General features: G+C 58.2%; 19 protein-coding genes. 11 read left to right on the top strand and 8 right to left on the bottom strand.

What is annotated here, in order from left to right; translation table 11 throughout:
* Nucleotides 1–110: 110 nt before the first annotated feature.
* From ACEN93_RS28050 to ACEN93_RS28040, 3 genes are read left to right on the top strand one after another with little or no spacing between them, the layout of a single operon-like run.
* Nucleotides 111–1,664 carry an efflux transporter outer membrane subunit gene (locus ACEN93_RS28050; protein WP_152618113.1) on the top strand — a complete coding sequence of 518 codons (1,554 nt, stop codon included), beginning with the start codon at nt 111–113 and terminating at the stop codon, nt 1,662–1,664.
* The gene (locus ACEN93_RS28045) at nt 1,657–2,754 is read left to right on the top strand and encodes an HlyD family secretion protein (RefSeq protein ID WP_074687831.1); all 1,098 of its coding nucleotides are present in this window, start codon (nt 1,657–1,659) and stop codon (nt 2,752–2,754) included. Before ACEN93_RS28050 ends, ACEN93_RS28045 begins: the two co-directional genes overlap by 8 nt.
* Nucleotides 2,744–3,781, top strand: a complete 1,038-nt coding sequence (locus tag ACEN93_RS28040; protein ID WP_495610791.1) for a DUF2955 domain-containing protein — start codon at nt 2,744–2,746, stop codon at nt 3,779–3,781. Before ACEN93_RS28045 ends, ACEN93_RS28040 begins: the two co-directional genes overlap by 11 nt.
* Here ACEN93_RS28040 and ACEN93_RS28035 read toward each other — a convergent pair.
* The gene (locus ACEN93_RS28035; protein ID WP_495610790.1) at nt 3,766–4,206 is read right to left on the bottom strand and encodes a hypothetical protein; all 441 of its coding nucleotides are present in this window, start codon (nt 4,204–4,206) and stop codon (nt 3,766–3,768) included. The two genes, ACEN93_RS28040 and ACEN93_RS28035, sit on opposite strands and share 16 nt — an antisense overlap.
* 169 nt (nt 4,207–4,375) lie before the next feature.
* On the opposite strand from ACEN93_RS28035, the gene ACEN93_RS28030 reads away from it, so the two are divergent.
* Complete coding sequence (locus tag ACEN93_RS28030; protein ID WP_011333569.1) at nt 4,376–4,618, top strand: hypothetical protein; 243 nt, start codon at nt 4,376–4,378, stop codon at nt 4,616–4,618.
* Nucleotides 4,615–4,821, top strand: coding sequence for a membrane protein insertion efficiency factor YidD (yidD, locus tag ACEN93_RS28025; protein ID WP_201817465.1), 207 nt, complete (start codon nt 4,615–4,617; stop codon nt 4,819–4,821). Before ACEN93_RS28030 ends, yidD begins: the two co-directional genes overlap by 4 nt.
* 18 nt (nt 4,822–4,839) lie before the next feature.
* Here yidD and ACEN93_RS28020 read toward each other — a convergent pair whose 3' ends face one another.
* From ACEN93_RS28020 to ACEN93_RS28010, 3 genes are read right to left on the bottom strand one after another with little or no spacing between them, the layout of a single operon-like run.
* Nucleotides 4,840–5,859, bottom strand: a complete 1,020-nt coding sequence (locus ACEN93_RS28020) for an AbrB family transcriptional regulator (protein WP_495610789.1) — start codon at nt 5,857–5,859, stop codon at nt 4,840–4,842.
* Between the two features lie 27 nt (nt 5,860–5,886).
* Nucleotides 5,887–6,309: an HD domain-containing protein gene (locus ACEN93_RS28015; protein ID WP_179695540.1), complete on the bottom strand. Its 423-nt coding sequence runs from the start codon at nt 6,307–6,309 to the stop codon at nt 5,887–5,889.
* Nucleotides 6,310–6,324: 15 nt separating this feature from the next.
* Nucleotides 6,325–6,714 carry a hypothetical protein gene (locus ACEN93_RS28010; RefSeq protein WP_490841003.1) on the bottom strand — a complete coding sequence of 130 codons (390 nt, stop codon included), beginning with the start codon at nt 6,712–6,714 and terminating at the stop codon, nt 6,325–6,327.
* 168 nt (nt 6,715–6,882) lie between these two features.
* Here ACEN93_RS28010 and ACEN93_RS28005 point away from each other — a divergent pair, with 168 nt between their 5' ends.
* From ACEN93_RS28005 to ACEN93_RS27990, 4 genes are all read left to right on the top strand, one after another.
* On the top strand, nt 6,883–7,413 hold the full coding sequence (locus ACEN93_RS28005) for a PAAR domain-containing protein (RefSeq protein WP_080770648.1): 531 nt from the start codon (nt 6,883–6,885) through the stop codon (nt 7,411–7,413).
* Nucleotides 7,410–8,303, top strand: a complete 894-nt coding sequence (locus ACEN93_RS28000) for a glycine zipper family protein (RefSeq protein WP_495610788.1) — start codon at nt 7,410–7,412, stop codon at nt 8,301–8,303. Before ACEN93_RS28005 ends, ACEN93_RS28000 begins: the two co-directional genes overlap by 4 nt.
* Nucleotides 8,304–8,310: 7 nt before the next feature.
* The gene (locus ACEN93_RS27995) at nt 8,311–8,931 is read left to right on the top strand and encodes a hypothetical protein (RefSeq protein WP_495610787.1); all 621 of its coding nucleotides are present in this window, start codon (nt 8,311–8,313) and stop codon (nt 8,929–8,931) included.
* Nucleotides 8,932–9,056: 125 nt separating this feature from the next.
* Nucleotides 9,057–9,488, top strand: a complete 432-nt coding sequence (locus ACEN93_RS27990) for a hypothetical protein (RefSeq protein ID WP_495610786.1) — start codon at nt 9,057–9,059, stop codon at nt 9,486–9,488.
* Nucleotides 9,489–9,557: 69 nt separating this feature from the next.
* Here the strand turns inward: ACEN93_RS27990 and ACEN93_RS27985 are convergent, their stop codons facing one another.
* Both ACEN93_RS27985 and ACEN93_RS27980 read right to left on the bottom strand, forming a co-directional pair.
* Nucleotides 9,558–9,971: a hypothetical protein gene (locus ACEN93_RS27985; protein ID WP_064595408.1), complete on the bottom strand. Its 414-nt coding sequence runs from the start codon at nt 9,969–9,971 to the stop codon at nt 9,558–9,560.
* Between the two features lie 62 nt (nt 9,972–10,033).
* Nucleotides 10,034–10,459, bottom strand: coding sequence for a hypothetical protein (locus tag ACEN93_RS27980; RefSeq protein WP_039770908.1), 426 nt, complete (start codon nt 10,457–10,459; stop codon nt 10,034–10,036).
* Nucleotides 10,460–11,045: 586 nt separating this feature from the next.
* Here ACEN93_RS27980 and ACEN93_RS27975 point away from each other — a divergent pair.
* Nucleotides 11,046–11,321 (top strand): hypothetical protein, encoded by a 276-nt coding sequence (locus tag ACEN93_RS27975; protein WP_039770910.1) that lies wholly within the window; start codon nt 11,046–11,048, stop codon nt 11,319–11,321.
* A gap of 233 nt (nt 11,322–11,554) precedes the next feature.
* Nucleotides 11,555–11,740, top strand: a complete 186-nt coding sequence (locus ACEN93_RS27970) for a hypothetical protein (protein ID WP_039770912.1) — start codon at nt 11,555–11,557, stop codon at nt 11,738–11,740.
* An 83-nt stretch (nt 11,741–11,823) separates the two neighbouring features.
* Here the strand turns inward: ACEN93_RS27970 and ACEN93_RS27965 are convergent, their stop codons facing one another.
* Together ACEN93_RS27965 and ACEN93_RS27960 are read right to left on the bottom strand one after the other, a co-directional pair.
* Nucleotides 11,824–12,372: a cupin domain-containing protein gene (locus ACEN93_RS27965; RefSeq protein ID WP_011333561.1), complete on the bottom strand. Its 549-nt coding sequence runs from the start codon at nt 12,370–12,372 to the stop codon at nt 11,824–11,826.
* 205 nt (nt 12,373–12,577) lie between these two features.
* Nucleotides 12,578–13,861: an NAD(P)/FAD-dependent oxidoreductase gene (locus ACEN93_RS27960; RefSeq protein WP_103387428.1), complete on the bottom strand. Its 1,284-nt coding sequence runs from the start codon at nt 13,859–13,861 to the stop codon at nt 12,578–12,580.
* Between the last annotated feature and the right edge of the window lie 15 nt (nt 13,862–13,876).

Raw genomic sequence — 13,876 nt, 5'->3', positions numbered from 1 at the left:
GGGCGGGGTTCGGTGGCGTTCGCCTGAAAAAGCGTAGCAGCTGATTGCTTCGAACAACCCGCAATCTGCGGTCTATGCTCCAGTGACATTTCCCGCTGGGGCCTCCCGGTATGCCTGCAACGCCAGCCCTGCTGATCCGTCCCGGCCACCTGCTGTTGCTCGGTGCGCTGAGCCTTGGCGGCTGCCTGCGGCTGGGCCCGGATTTCCAGCCGCCGGCCGAGGCCTGGAGCAAGCAGTGGCAAAGTCCGGCGTTGGAACAGGCCAGCGAACGCGGCACGGTACCGGATCTGCGCCAGTGGTGGCAGGTGTTTGCCGATCCGATCCTCGACCGTTTGATCAGCGACGCCGAAGCCCGCAACAGCAGCCTGAAAATCGCCGGCCTGCGGGTACTCGAAGCCCGTGCGCAACTGGGCATCGCCGACAGCGGTCGCTACCCGCAGCTGCAACAGGCCAGCGCCGACAGCCTGTACATCGACCGCCGTCAGTCCGGCGGCAACAACCCGCAGGACTTGCACTTCTGGCAGCACAGCGCCGCGTTCGATGTCGGTTGGGAGCTGGATTTCTGGGGCCGTTTCAGCCGCGCCATCGAGTCGGCCGACGCCAGCTACTTCGCCGCCCAGGCCAACTACGAAGACGCCCTCGTTCTATTACGCGCTCAAGTGGCCGACACCTACTTTGCTCTGCGCACCACCGAAGCCCGGCTGCGGGTCGCCCGGGAAAACGCCGCCCAACAAAAGCGCAACTTCGAGATCACCGAAAAACTCTTTCGCAGCGGCCAGACCGCCGAACTCGACCTGCAACAGGCCAGAACCCAATACCTCGGCACCCTGAGCAGCATTCCGGCGTTCGAAGACCAATTGCTGCGTACCCGCAATGCGCTGGCGGTGCTGGTCGGCCAGCCGCCCGGTGGCGCGGCGTTTCTGGCGGAGCAACCGGGGCTGATTCCGTTGGTGGATCGCGCCGTGTTGCAGGATGTCCCGGCCAACCTGCTGCTGCGCCGTCCCGATGTGCGCGCGGCGGAGCTGAACGTGGCCGCGCAATCGGCGCTGGTCGGCGTGGCGGAAACCGATCTGTATCCCTCGCTGACCCTGCTGGGCAGCATTGTCTGGTCCAGCGACACCCTCGGCGCCACCCCGCGCAGCTTCGACCTGATCGGCGGCCCGAGCCTGCGCTGGAACCTGTTCGACTACGGCCGCATCCACAACAACATCCGCGTGCAGGATGCGCGCTTGCAGCAACTGATCGAGGCCTATCGCGACAAAGTCCGCCAGGCTGCCCGCGAAGCCGACGACGCCGCCAGCGGCCTGACCAAGGCGCTGGAACGCGAGCGTATTCTCGGCGAGGCCGAAGGCGCGGCGCGGCGTTCGCTGGTGCTGGCCAACACTCAATATCGCGAAGGCTATTCGGACTTTCAGCGGGTGCTCGACGCCCAGCGCGCATTGCTGGAGCTGCAGGACAACTATCTGGTCAGCCGCAGCAACGCCGTGAGCAATCTGATCGCCCTGTACCGTGCCGTTGGCGGTGGCTGGCAAAGCGCCGGGCCGCAGATTGATTCAGCAACCCGGCAGCAGATGCAGCAACGCACCGACTGGGGCGATCTGCTGAGCGCCCCGCCGCCGCAACCGACCTATCCGATTCCCTCGCAGGTAGACCGCCATGAGTGATGAAGCGCCGCCGGATCCGGCGAAAAAAGGCATCCGCTGGGTGCTGCTGGTGATTGTGCTGAGCCTGGTCTGGTATCTGCTGGCCGACCGTTTTACGCCCTACACCCAACAGGCGCGGGTCGGCGCATTCGTGATCCCGGTGGCAGCGGAAGTCGCGGGCCGGGTGATCAAGGTCAACGTGCGCAACAATCAGGACGTGCAGGCCGGCGACATCCTTTTCGAGCTCGATCCACAGCCGCTGCAAATTGCTGTCGACCGGGCCCGCGCCGATCTGGAAAACACCCGGCGCACGGTCGGCGCCAGCACCGCGGGCATCGCTTCGGCACAGGCGTCGTTGCGGGCCGCGCAAGCCAATGAACTCAAAACGCGCCAGGACAATCGACGGCTGGAAGGCTTGTACAAAGAAGATCCGGGCACGGTGTCCGTAAGGCTTCTGGAAGTGTCCCGGGCCAATCACGAGGCCGCCGTCAGCCAGGTCGCCGCCGCCCGGGCCGAAGTGCTGCGCGCGCAGGAGCAGGAAGGCGGCAACACCGACACCAACGCCAAACTGCTCAGCGCCGCCGCCACGCTGGCCAAGGCCGAACTGGATCTGGCCAACACTCGCATCGGCGCACGTTCGGCGGGTCTGATTACCGACCTGCGCACCGACGTCGGCCAGTTCGCCGCTGCCGGCAGTCCGGTGATGACGCTGATCACGATCCAGGACGTGTGGGTCAGCGCCGATCTCACCGAAAACAACCTCGGCCGGATCAAGCCCGGCACGCCGGTGTCGATCATCCTCGACGCCCTGCCCGGCGAAGTGCTCGACGGCCGGGTGCGCAGCGTCGGTTACGGGGTCAGCGTCGGCCAGACGCCGCCGCCCGGCACCCTGCCGACGATCCAGAACAGCCGCGACTGGCTGCGTCCGGCCCAGCGTTTTCCGGTGATCATCGAGTTCAGCGAAGAGGCGAAAAGGCGCCTGTTCGAGAGTCGTTCGATTCGCGCCGGTGGGCAGGCGGAAGTCATGGCGTTTCCCAGCGAAGGCAATCTGCTCAATCCGTTGGGCCGGATGTTTGTCTGGCTGATGAGCTGGCTGAGCTATGCCTACTGAGCGGCCTATTGAGCGCAGCGTCCCGGCGCAACGTGCCTTGCGCCTGGCCTGCGGCACCGCGTTGTGCACCGCCGCCAGTTACGGTCTCGCCTTGCCGTTGTCGTTTCTGTCGCCGGTGCTCGCGGTGTTGCTGCTGGCCAGCATGCCCCGACCGTTGCCGGTGAAAATGGCGCTGGTGCTGACGTTGGTCGCCGCGTTCACCACCAGTATCGGGCTGTTGCTGGTGCCGTTGCTGCGTTATTACCCGGTGTGCGGCGTGCTGCTGATCGGTGTCGGTCTGTTTCTGGTGTTCACCTACGGTTTGCGCGGCGGCAACGTGCTGATCATGACGTTTCTGGTGATCGGCATGACCATGATTTCCGCCGCCGGTTTCGCCTCATTCGAGCTGGCCATGGCGGTGATCGGCGCGCTGGTCAAAGGCCTGTTGCTGGCCGTCGTCATCGTCGGCCTGAGCCACGTCCTGTTCCCGGAACCGGCCAACAGCCCCACGCCACCACCCGCTCCCGCCCTGCCCGCCGAAGACGTGCCCCGCGTAGCGATGCGCGCAACATTGATCGTGCTGCCGACCTTTCTGCTGGTGCTGATCGACCCGGCCAGCTACCTGCCGATCATCCTCAAAGCCGTCAGCCTCGGCCAGCAGAGCACCACCACCCGCACCCACCACGCCGGGCGCGAATTGCTCGGCTCGACCTTATTGGGCGGGCTGCTGGCGGTGTTGTTCTGGTGTGCGTTGAGCCTGTTCGTGCACCTGTGGATGTTCTTTCTGTGGATGCTGCTGTTCGGGCTGTTGGTGGCGCGCAAACTCTATCGACTGCACCCGACGCAGCTCGCGCCAGGGTTCTGGCTCAATACGCTGATCACCATGATCATCCTGCTCGGCCAGTCTGTTGAGGACAGCGCGGCGGGCAAGGACGTCTACACCGCCTTCGCGGTGCGCATGGGGTTGTTCATTCTGGTGACGCTCTACAGCGGCGTGATGATGCACCTGCTCGTCGCGCACCGGGAAAGCCGTCAGGGCGTGACCTGATAACCCCGCCCTTGCAGGCAACCGGTGTAGGCGCTTGAAGTGGCTGAAGCATCGATCCGCCGCTGCTCGCGCCGATCCTGCCGCTGCCGCGCACCGCCGACTACCGCACCGGCGGCGGCCGTCTCTTTGGCGCGGTTCTGGCGATAATCCTGTTTGCGGTCATCGTCCACGGCTTCATAGAACTCGTCGTGCTGACGCCCGCGCACTTCAGCGGCAGTGGCGCCGGCAGCGGCACCCGCGGCAGCGCCCTTCAGCCGACCACCGGCCTGGGGTGTCGACGTGGTTGAGGTGGACGCGATGGAATGGCAATCGTTGATGTCGATCTGGGTTTGCTGGGAAGTCTGGCCCTTGAGCGGGACGACGGATTCAGCGCTGGCCTGTGTGGCGCACAGGCACGCTGCGATGAACAGTGAATGGCGGAACATGATGACCTCCGACGCGGCGGGGTTGCCTGTGGGGCGGGGTAATCTTGGAGTGTAGTTCACGACCAATCCAGCAACGCTGAGCGAGTGATGGCCAAGAGATATCAAATTGAGTATAAACGTTGAGTTCTGTCATTCATTTGGAATGCAGCGATGGAAAGGATGAGCAAGGATGTACGTATATAAAATGGTTCAGGTCCCACCAAACATTGAAGTTCGTGCCAAGGAGCACCGTGGGAATGAAGCCGCAGCCTACCTTCAGAACGTAGTGAACTCCCACGCAGAAGACGGTTGGGAGTTCTACCGAATCGATACCATTGGGGTTTCTGTCAAACCAGGGTGCTTCGATGCGCTGCTCGGTAAGAAAAACGTGCTGACCGAGTATTACGTCATTTCCCTACGCAAGCCTGCATGATGGTCCCCATCGCCATATTGGCAATCCGTTGCTATCAGAAAATGGCGCCTGAAAGGCTGAGATCGGCATGTAGATTCGAACCTAGCTGTTCGAACTACTCGATTTTGGCCTTTCAGAAATATGGCTTTTTCAAAGGGGTCGATCTAACCGCCCGGCGAATTTGCAGATGCCGTTATCCAAACGGTGGCACTGATTATCCATAAAAGTCAGTACCACCTGGATCACGCCCCTTCCCGCACCCGCCGTACCTGCACCAGCAACGCCGGCGCAAAGTGCAGCACCACCATTCGCGCCAGATGGTGAGTCAGGATAAACACCACATTCAGCCCGCCGGCGAACGCGACAATGGCGATGGTTTCGATGGCCCCCGGCATGTACGCCAGCCACAGCGACAACGCATCGCTGCCCAGCAACCGTGCCGCCGCCAATGCAAAAACCGCCGCGACCAGAATCATCAAACCCACCGAGACCATTGCCGTGCGGCCATGACGTCCCAGTTCCGCGAGGCCAAGTCCCTGGAATCGCGAACCGATCCGCACACCCAGAATCAGCGCCGCCAGATTCAGGCTCCAATCCGGCATGTGAAAGCCCTGCAGCCATCCTGATTTCACGAATACGGCGGTGATGATGATTGCCGTCAACATGAACGGCGCCGGCACGCCAACGGCCAGCAGCAAACGCCCGACCACCACGCTCAAACCGATCACCGACAGCACGGTCAACGCCATGCCCGTCGACAGCGGCTCGACCTCGGCCACGTCAACCGGTGCCGTTCCGGGAATCAGCAAACTCACCAGCACCGTGATCAGCAGCAGCCGCATCAAGTGCACGATGATCACCTTGCTCGACGCCTGATGCGATTCCAGCAAATCGAACACCGCCGCCAGCGCGCCCGGATACACCGCCAGCAAGGCATCCGTGCGATTCCACCCAGCCCCGCGCGCTAGCCACCATGCGGCCAGCGCCACTTGCACTGCCAGGCACAGCAGCAACACGCCGAGGCTCGGCAACATCGTGGAGACGGTCGCGCTGTCCCACGCTTCGAACATCAACCCGGTGGCGATGCCCAGCGTGATCTGGATGTAGCCCAGGCCATAGGGCGTCGCTGGCGCGAATTTGAATTTGGTGACGACCAATGCCGTCGCGAGAATCGAGCCCAGCAGCAAACCGTGGGGCACGCCTTCGAACTGCAACAGCGCGCCGAACCCGGCAGCAATCAACAAACACAGAATGGATTTCATGGTCGCCTTCCTGGCTATTAAAAGGAGTTACGAGCGCAATCGTCCAATCGCCCGCCGGTATTTTTCGATCCGCTCCAGATCCTCCCAACTTGGCGAGGCAATCCGCGACAGGTCGCTGTTCTCTTCCAGATCCGCCAGTTTCACCACCCGCCCGATCGGGTTCTGCGCCGCGCGCTCGACAAAGTCCTCGTAGGATTCACCCGGCACTTTGGTCACCGATTCGATGGCGGACAAAACGGCTTCGCTGAAACCTTCCTTGCGCAAATCCTCCAGGCTGATGCCGCAGTCCTCGACCACATCGTGCAGCACCGCGACGATGCGTTCTTCCAGGCTGCTCATGCGCAACATGACCTTCAGCGGATGCAAAATGTACGGTGCACCGCCCTTGTCCACCTGCCCCGCGTGGGCCGTGGCGGCAATGGCGATGGCGCGTTCCAGTGTCTGAGTCATGGGCTTTTCCTCGGGTCAGACGCCGTACCGGCCGCCAATATAGAAGTGACGCTTGAACCAGCGCCCAATCGCCTGCAAACGTCCGGCTGGCTGCGCCGGCTCGGCATGGCGCTGAAGGATCAGCGAGACCAGATCAGCCTGACTGTCCCTCGGATGTGCATCCAGCAACTCGGCCACCCAGGCGCATCCGGCCTTCTTCAAATGCTCACGCCATTCACCGGGCCAGCCATCCAGCTCATCCAGCGCCAACCACCGCGCACCGCCCTGCTCAACATGCCCGCCGCCAATCGATTGCTCGAAGCAGAACGGCGTCGCCGGGCGGGACAGGTCGATGCTGAAGATGTAGATGTCCTGGGTTTTGTGCTGCGGCGTGGGGGCGTTGTTGCGGCTGCCGATGTGAATCATGCGCGGTTCCGTCCGTGGGAGAGGCGTTACAACTTGTTTCGCAGTCTACGACGTGGTGCTGATGGGGGGAACCTTTGGCGATGAGCCGGGGGGAGACAAGTGAGATGGTTCAAACCACCCTCTTTTGTGTAACATTTCCAAAACAGCGTATTTACAAGGATGTTCACCATGTCAGGAAAACCCGCTGCCCGAGTTACTGATCCAACCTCCTGCCCGCTACCTGGGCATGGAGTAAACCCAATCGCCGCCGGCTCACCCGACGTTTTTTTTGATGGGTTACCTGCAGCCCGCCAGAACGATAAGAGCGCATGTGGCAGCCCCATCGTGGGAGACGTAGCTTCCACCGTGCTCATCAACGGCTTGCCTGCCGCGACCGTGGGAAGTGTCGGAGGCCACGGCAATAAGGTAATCGCTGGCTCCTCAACTGTAATTATCGGAAATTCGCACACACCGGCAGAATTCGTCCCCCCGTCAGCCATGCCTCTCTGGGCCATGAAGTTCGACGAAAAGTTTTGCATCGTCGGGAGTGACGGCCAGCCTCTCGCCAATGTGCCGTACCACATCAAAGACGAAGCAGGCAGAGTTTATACAGGCTTCTCTGATGAATCTGGGCATACACCTCGCATCGCAACTAGCAAGCAAGAAACTCTTGAAGTGACAACCGGTGTAGCCGCGCTTGAAAAATGGGAGGACGTATGACGGAGTTCTCTTGCAAAGTGCCAACAAACAAGCAGGCAAACTCCGTTAGCAACGTACCCGGCTATTTAATGCCGGCCAATATTCATTTATTTGTTGTTGTAGATGAAATCGGCAAAGATGGATTTCTAGTCAGAAAAATTTATTCTTCGCCCGACAACCCTCACCTGATCGCAAAAAATCTTTCCGAACTTCAAATTAAAAATGAAATCTGGCCGGAAAAGTATGGAATGCGCTCTGTTGCACCTAATTCTGGCGCTACAGTTGCCCAACATGTTTACAGCAGTAGAAAATACCCTTCGGGCTATATTTCCACGAGTTCTGAATTCCCGAATGGTTCACCAAGATTCGAAGGAAAAACTGTCTACATTGATATTGAAAAAGCTAAAGCAGCAGGCGCAAAGCTAGTATCCACTGATGAAATTCTAAAAGCACTCGAAGACTACAAAAAACACGCACCAAAAAACGTAGCAAAAATCGATGAAATTGCTGGTTGGGTAAAGAACATCGACAAAGAAGTATTGATTCAAGCAGATAAGGTCCCAGCGAAGGCGATTTTCACGCCTACCTCCCACAAAGTTACAAACGCCTTTATAAAAGGCGCGAGAGTGGTGCGGGTGTTCGGGATTGCATTCACTGCATACGATCTGAAGGTCGCGACTGAAGAGTCAATTAAACAAAACAGCATCAAGCCTATATCCGTTGAGGTTGTCAAACAGGCTGGTGGTTGGGGTGCGGCGATAGCTGGTGCCAGGATTGGCGTGGTGGTCGGAGCAGCAGTGGGAATCGAAACAGGCCCTGGCGCAGTTGTCAGCGGTGCAGTCGGGGGCATTATATTTGGCACTGCCGGTTATTTAGGTGCTACTTGGCTAACTGAATATATGCAAGAGTGAGAGCAGCATGAGCTTTATCAAAAAAATAATGGCACTACTGAAGCCAGAACCTAGGCAAGAGCAAATTGCCGGGTACAGCAAGCAGGAGCTTAAAAGCTTATTCTCTCGGCCTTTAGCTCATACCAACCTACCCGTTCAGCCTCCCACTACTTCATTAGAAAGCGCTGATATCTGCGCATTTTTTTCGCAGTTCCTTATCGAACCTAAAGATTTAGTTGAATTCGAATCACTCGTTGAATCTCACTTCAGAAAAAACAATGAACGAACCTTCAATGATCTTCCGGTATTTGAATACGAAAGCGCATTGAGCGGAGACCGACTGATATTCTTCGCATCTTCTAGAGAATTCAACTCCGTCACGATTCGTTTGATAACGAACAGCCTTGACTTTCTAACGATGCTTAACCGCAAAAAATTCGCGGTTCCTCCGCCATGGTTTGCTTTTGAGGGCTACGAGCCTTCTTGGTGGGGAGGCAGCATGCAAGGTGCTCAAGAATATTACGACAACAACTACTTTTTCAGTTTTTTCACTCAATTGAGTGACGTTGAAAAGCAATCTTATTATTCGAGGTTTCGCGCAACTGATGAATGGATCGAAAGGTTAGAGTTAATGTACGACATCGAGTGAGCTGAACAGGAGCATCTTCGCGTACTCTCACCGGAATGGTTAATGGAACCTTCCGAGACGAGCCAACCTCGAAACCATAAGCGCCCCGCTCACGATCAAACACGGGGCCATGGGAGAGTTCCGCGATGAACATCCGACTGTTGCTCCTGATCGCCACCTTCAGCTTCATCCCCACCTGCGTCATGGCCGAGGGCTGCGACGTCAGGACCCGCTCCTCCAGCCCCTCGGTGCCCGCCGTCGAGACGCACAGCTGCTACGAATACGAAGGCATGCCGGTCAACGCCATCGACTGGTCATGCAGCAACGAAAGCAAGGACATGCTCAACAGCAGCAAAACCAAGGTCGAACACTGCGCCGACCACTATCAGGCCTCGTGTATCGCCACCCTCACCCAGGAATCCCTGGCCAACCCGCACTCCACCAGCAAGGACAAAAACGCCAAGACCCTGAACATTCCGGACAGCGCGCAAGTGACCACCTATTACTACGACGTGGAGCATCTGGCGCAGGCGCGGATTGATTGCGAGAACGGGGGTGGGCATTGGAAGGCGAAATAACGGCGTTCAAGCGCGCATGAAAAAGGGACACCGATGGGTGTCCCTTTTTGTTCTCAATGGCGGGTGGATTCAGCGTTTCATGGCTTCACACTGACTGCGCAGATCATGATCGCCAATTGACGAACAACTACTGCCCTTCTTCGCTTCACAAAAGGCACGTTGGTCATGATCACCGATACTTGAACACGAACTGCCTTTCTCCGCTTCACAGGCCGCGCGCAAGTCGTGATCGCCGATGGAGGAACAACTGCTGCCCTTTTTGGCTTCGCAATAAGCGCGTTGGTCATGGTCGCCAATGCTTGAGCACGAACTGCCTTTCTCCGCTTCGCAGGCCGAACGCAAATCGTGGTCGCCGATGGAAGAACAACTGCTGCCTTCCTCCCTGGCCTGGCAATAACTGCGTTTGTCGTGATCACTGATGCTGGAGCAACTGGCGGAAACGTAACCGCTGAACAGCAACAACATCGCAAGAATCAGTTTCATCTCACACTTCCTTGAGTATGCCGGGAAACAGCCTGGCACTGGGTAAAGCAATCAAAACCAGATCAGCGCTTCATGGCCTCACACCGCGTACGCAAATCATGGTTGTCGATATTCCCGCAACTGCTGCCGCCCGTGGTGGCATTGCAGTAGGCACGCTGGTCGTGGTCATCGATGTTGCCGCAGGAACTGCCACCCTGCTCCGCGTTGCACCGCGCACGCAGGTCATGATCATCGATGTTGCCGCAACTGCTGCCGCTCTTTTTGGCATTGCAATAGGCGCGCTGGTCATGGTCGTCAATGTTGCCGCAGGAACTGCCGCCCTGCTCCGCGTTACACGCCGCCCGCAGATCGTGATTGTCGATGTTGCCGCAACTGCTGCCGCTCTCCCTTGCATTGCAATAGGCGCGCTGATCGTGGTCATCAATGTTGCCGCAACTGGCAAAGCTGTAGCCGCTGAACATCAACAACATTGCGAGTAATAGTCTCATCACACACTTCCATGGTTGACCAGGAACCAGCCTGGCACTGCTTGAGCCGAAGAATGAGCGTCGCGACACGCCATCAAATTGACATCAGTTTTGAGGAAAGTTCCGGGGCAGGAATGCGTGATGGATTTTTTGATCTGAAAACGCCGTAGGAAATTACTCCGCGTGGTGAGGGAGCTTATTCTTTTGGGGCTGCGAAGATGGCCGAAACCTGGCAAGTCGTTTTCCCCTGATACGCCGCAGCCCTTGATTTACATGGGTCACGCCCCCGAACGGGAACGAACTCTCTCGCCAGACGTGGTGATTTTGCGTCCTACAGGCTGATTGCGACGCTGGGGATCGGTGCCTAGAGTGGGTCTGTCGCTGAACGAATTTGGCGATAGGGTTTCGCAGCCCTAGCGAGCTAAGTCCACACCCGGCACAATGCGGCCCGGCTATTTGCCTGTGCTTCATTTTCATGGCGGTTGTGCGTGGGAGACCTTCGGGTCTGCCGGGTCTTAGCTCCTCGGTCTGCGAACCCGCGCATAACTGCCACCCAAATCGTTTCGCAGCGAATGGTGGAAACTTTCTGAGCTAAGGATTTTTACCCATGACAAGTAAGTCGCAGCTGTGCAACTACGCTCCAATGTCCCACCCCGCCACTGACCATCCCGTCCTGTTCATCGATTCCGACGCCGCACTGCGCGATCTCCACGCCTGCGTCAGCGAACGCCTCAACGCAGTCCTCAAATACCTTGACCTCATGGCCTGCATCCGACTCCAAGACCATGCCGAACACGACATCCACACCGTCACCACCCTCGCAAGAATCATGGTGCAAGACGTGAAGGATGTTTTTGGGGTTATTGAGCGACGGCGGGATTGATATTTAACTCACAACATTTCAAGAAAGTTCTCTATTGAAACAGTCCTCCTGAAATACGAGCGCATGTCACAACGTCAATTAACATCTTAAAAATCATTCTGTAATTATAAAAAACTCTAAAAAACTGTCAGATCCAACAGGTGCCACCTCTGCCAACTTCCTCGACTCTGTCTTGGCGAATAACAAGCTTATTGCGCAAACAATGCAGGGTAATTTTAATTAAGGAAAAAATTATGAAAATCAATAAAAAATCCATCATCATCCCATCACTTTTCTTCGCAGTGAGTGGTATCGGCTACGCAGGTACAGCATTGGCTAGCCTTGCAAGCACCGAGTTGTCTGTGAAAGAGCAAAAAGTGATTTATGCAGAGCAATGCGCAGAAAAGGACAAAATCGACGGAAAATGTACTCAAAAATAACGATAGACGAAAAAGAGAAACCGCACTTTTGCGGTTTCTCTCGAGTACTTAATACATGCACTACGGACTGATAAAATCCGAACTCAAAAATTCGCCGGCGTATTCGCACTAATAATCTCAGCCTCATCCGCCCCGATATTCCGAAACTTATGCGGCAGCGTCGTCGGAAAATAATACCCATCCCCCGCACTCAACACGCTCACCTGCCCATCCACCGTCAACTCCACGGTGCCACGGGTCACCAACCCACACTCCTCGCCTTCCGCGTGAACAATCGGCTCTTCCCCGGAACTCGCGCCCGGGGCGTATTGCTCGCGCAGCAAGCGCATCTGGCGGCTTGGGACCGAGGCGCCGATCAGCAGCAGGCGCAGGCCGTGGCGGCCGAGGTCGGGTTGTTCGTTGGCGCGGAAGACGTATTGGTGTTCGCGGGGGGGCTGGTCGAAGGTGAAGAAGTCGGCCAGGGACATCGGGATGCCTTCGAGCAGCTTTTTCAGTGAGCTGACGGAAGGACTGACACGATTCTGTTCGATCAGGGAGATGGTGGCATTGGTCACGCCGCTACGCCGGGCCAGCTCGCGCTGGGAGAGTTTGTAGCTTTCGCGTACTAGTTTGAGTCGAGAACCCGTATCCATGACAGCCTTATGTGAGAACGACTTAAGGGCGATGGGGGTGGGTGGCGGGTGCCGCGCAGGTCGCGCGGATCACGTTGCTCCCGTGTCCCGGAACCGTGAAAGGCGGCTATTAAATCACGTTTGCTGGTGTTGCTCAGCAGGTTCGATGGACGGCACATGAAAAAGCCGGCGGCGCCCTTTTTGGGGGCGCCACCGGCGAGGTTAATCAGATGCCGAAACGGTCGCGCAGCGAGTAGTACACGGCGCCGAGGGCGGTCAGTGGCGCGGAGAAGGTGCGGCCGCCGAGCATCGGCATGTGTGGCAGGGAGGCGAAGGCGTCGAAGCGTTCGGCGTCGCCGCGGATCATTTCCGAGATCAGTTTGCCGGCCAGGTGCGAGCAGGTGACGCCGTGGCCGCTGTAGCCCTGCATGTAGTAGGCGTTTCTCTCGATGCGGCCGAATTGCGGCATGCGTGACATGGTCAGCAGGAAGTTGCCGGTCCAGCGGTAGTCGATTTTCACGTCCTTGAGCTGCGGGAAGGTCTTGAGGATCTTCGGGCGGATCAGGGTTTCGATGTCGTCCGGTTCACGGGCGCCGTAAACCACGCCGCCGCCGTAGAGCAGACGGTTGTCGGCGGTGAGGCGGTAGTAGTCGAGCAGGTAGTTGCAGTCTTCGACGCAGTAGTTGTTGGTGATCAGGCTGCGGGCCTGTTTTTCGGTCAACGGTTCGGTGACGCAGATCTGCGAGCCGCACGGCATGCTCTTGGCCGTCACGCGATTGTCGAGGCCTTGCGGCAGATAGGCGTTGCCGGCGATCAGCAGGTACTTGGCGCGGACCTGGCCTTTGGCGGTGCGCACGACGTTGGGCTCGCCGTATTTGATTTCCACGGCAGCGGACTGCTCGTAGATCTTGCCGCCCAGACGCACGATGGCCGCGGCTTCACCGAGGGCCAGGTTCAGCGGGTGAATGTGGCCGCCCTGCATGTCCAGCAGACCGCCGACGTAGGCGTCGGAACCGACTTCGCGACGGATGTCCGCAGCGTCGAGCATCTTCAGGTTTTTATTGCCGTAACGTTCCCAGCTGCGTTTTTGTTCGGCCAGGCCGTTCAATTGTTTCTTGTTCATCGCTGCGAAGATGCCGCCCGGGCGGTAGTCGCACTTGATGTCGTATTCCTTGATGCGCGAACGAATGATGTCGGCGCCTTCGAAGATCATGCTGCCGAGGATTTCGGCGGTCTTGTCGCCGTAACGCTCTTCGATCACGTCGACGTCGCGGCTGTAGGAGTTGACCAGTTGGCCGCCGTTGCGACCGCTGGCGCCATAGCCGACTTTCGCCGCTTCCAGCACCGTCACCTTGTAGCCGGCTTCGCTCAGGAACAGCGCCGAGGAAAGGCCGGTGTAGCCGGCGCCGATGATGCAGACATCGCACTCCACCGACTCTTCAAGCGTCGGGAAGTCGATGACTTCGTTGCGGGTGGCGGCGTAATAACTGTTGACGTGTTGTTGTTTCATTATTGTTCTCCGAGG

This window comes from Pseudomonas sp. Pseusp21 (assembly GCF_059492145.1).
The sequence above is the reverse complement of the archived record's forward strand: the minus strand, read 5'-3'. Positions and strand labels throughout refer to the sequence as shown.

Excerpts from the sequence above, each read along its gene's own strand:
- ACEN93_RS28050 (WP_152618113.1), top strand. The coding sequence starts at position 111 with ATGCCTGCAACGCCAGCCCTGCTGATCCGTCCCGGCCACCTGCTGTTG.
- ACEN93_RS28045 (WP_074687831.1), top strand. The coding sequence starts at position 1,657 with ATGAGTGATGAAGCGCCGCCGGATCCGGCGAAAAAAGGCATCCGCTGG.
- ACEN93_RS28040 (WP_495610791.1), top strand. The coding sequence starts at position 2,744 with ATGCCTACTGAGCGGCCTATTGAGCGCAGCGTCCCGGCGCAACGTGCC.
- ACEN93_RS28035 (WP_495610790.1), bottom strand. The coding sequence starts at position 4,206 with ATGTTCCGCCATTCACTGTTCATCGCAGCGTGCCTGTGCGCCACACAG.
- ACEN93_RS28030 (WP_011333569.1), top strand. The coding sequence starts at position 4,376 with ATGTACGTATATAAAATGGTTCAGGTCCCACCAAACATTGAAGTTCGT.
- yidD (WP_201817465.1), top strand. The coding sequence starts at position 4,615 with ATGATGGTCCCCATCGCCATATTGGCAATCCGTTGCTATCAGAAAATG.
- ACEN93_RS28020 (WP_495610789.1), bottom strand. The coding sequence starts at position 5,859 with ATGAAATCCATTCTGTGTTTGTTGATTGCTGCCGGGTTCGGCGCGCTG.
- ACEN93_RS28015 (WP_179695540.1), bottom strand. The coding sequence starts at position 6,309 with ATGACTCAGACACTGGAACGCGCCATCGCCATTGCCGCCACGGCCCAC.
- ACEN93_RS28010 (WP_490841003.1), bottom strand. The coding sequence starts at position 6,714 with ATGATTCACATCGGCAGCCGCAACAACGCCCCCACGCCGCAGCACAAA.
- ACEN93_RS28005 (WP_080770648.1), top strand. The coding sequence starts at position 6,883 with ATGTCAGGAAAACCCGCTGCCCGAGTTACTGATCCAACCTCCTGCCCG.
- ACEN93_RS28000 (WP_495610788.1), top strand. The coding sequence starts at position 7,410 with ATGACGGAGTTCTCTTGCAAAGTGCCAACAAACAAGCAGGCAAACTCC.
- ACEN93_RS27995 (WP_495610787.1), top strand. The coding sequence starts at position 8,311 with ATGAGCTTTATCAAAAAAATAATGGCACTACTGAAGCCAGAACCTAGG.
- ACEN93_RS27990 (WP_495610786.1), top strand. The coding sequence starts at position 9,057 with ATGAACATCCGACTGTTGCTCCTGATCGCCACCTTCAGCTTCATCCCC.
- ACEN93_RS27985 (WP_064595408.1), bottom strand. The coding sequence starts at position 9,971 with ATGAAACTGATTCTTGCGATGTTGTTGCTGTTCAGCGGTTACGTTTCC.
- ACEN93_RS27980 (WP_039770908.1), bottom strand. The coding sequence starts at position 10,459 with ATGAGACTATTACTCGCAATGTTGTTGATGTTCAGCGGCTACAGCTTT.
- ACEN93_RS27975 (WP_039770910.1), top strand. The coding sequence starts at position 11,046 with ATGACAAGTAAGTCGCAGCTGTGCAACTACGCTCCAATGTCCCACCCC.
- ACEN93_RS27970 (WP_039770912.1), top strand. The coding sequence starts at position 11,555 with ATGAAAATCAATAAAAAATCCATCATCATCCCATCACTTTTCTTCGCA.
- ACEN93_RS27965 (WP_011333561.1), bottom strand. The coding sequence starts at position 12,372 with ATGGATACGGGTTCTCGACTCAAACTAGTACGCGAAAGCTACAAACTC.
- ACEN93_RS27960 (WP_103387428.1), bottom strand. The coding sequence starts at position 13,861 with ATGAAACAACAACACGTCAACAGTTATTACGCCGCCACCCGCAACGAA.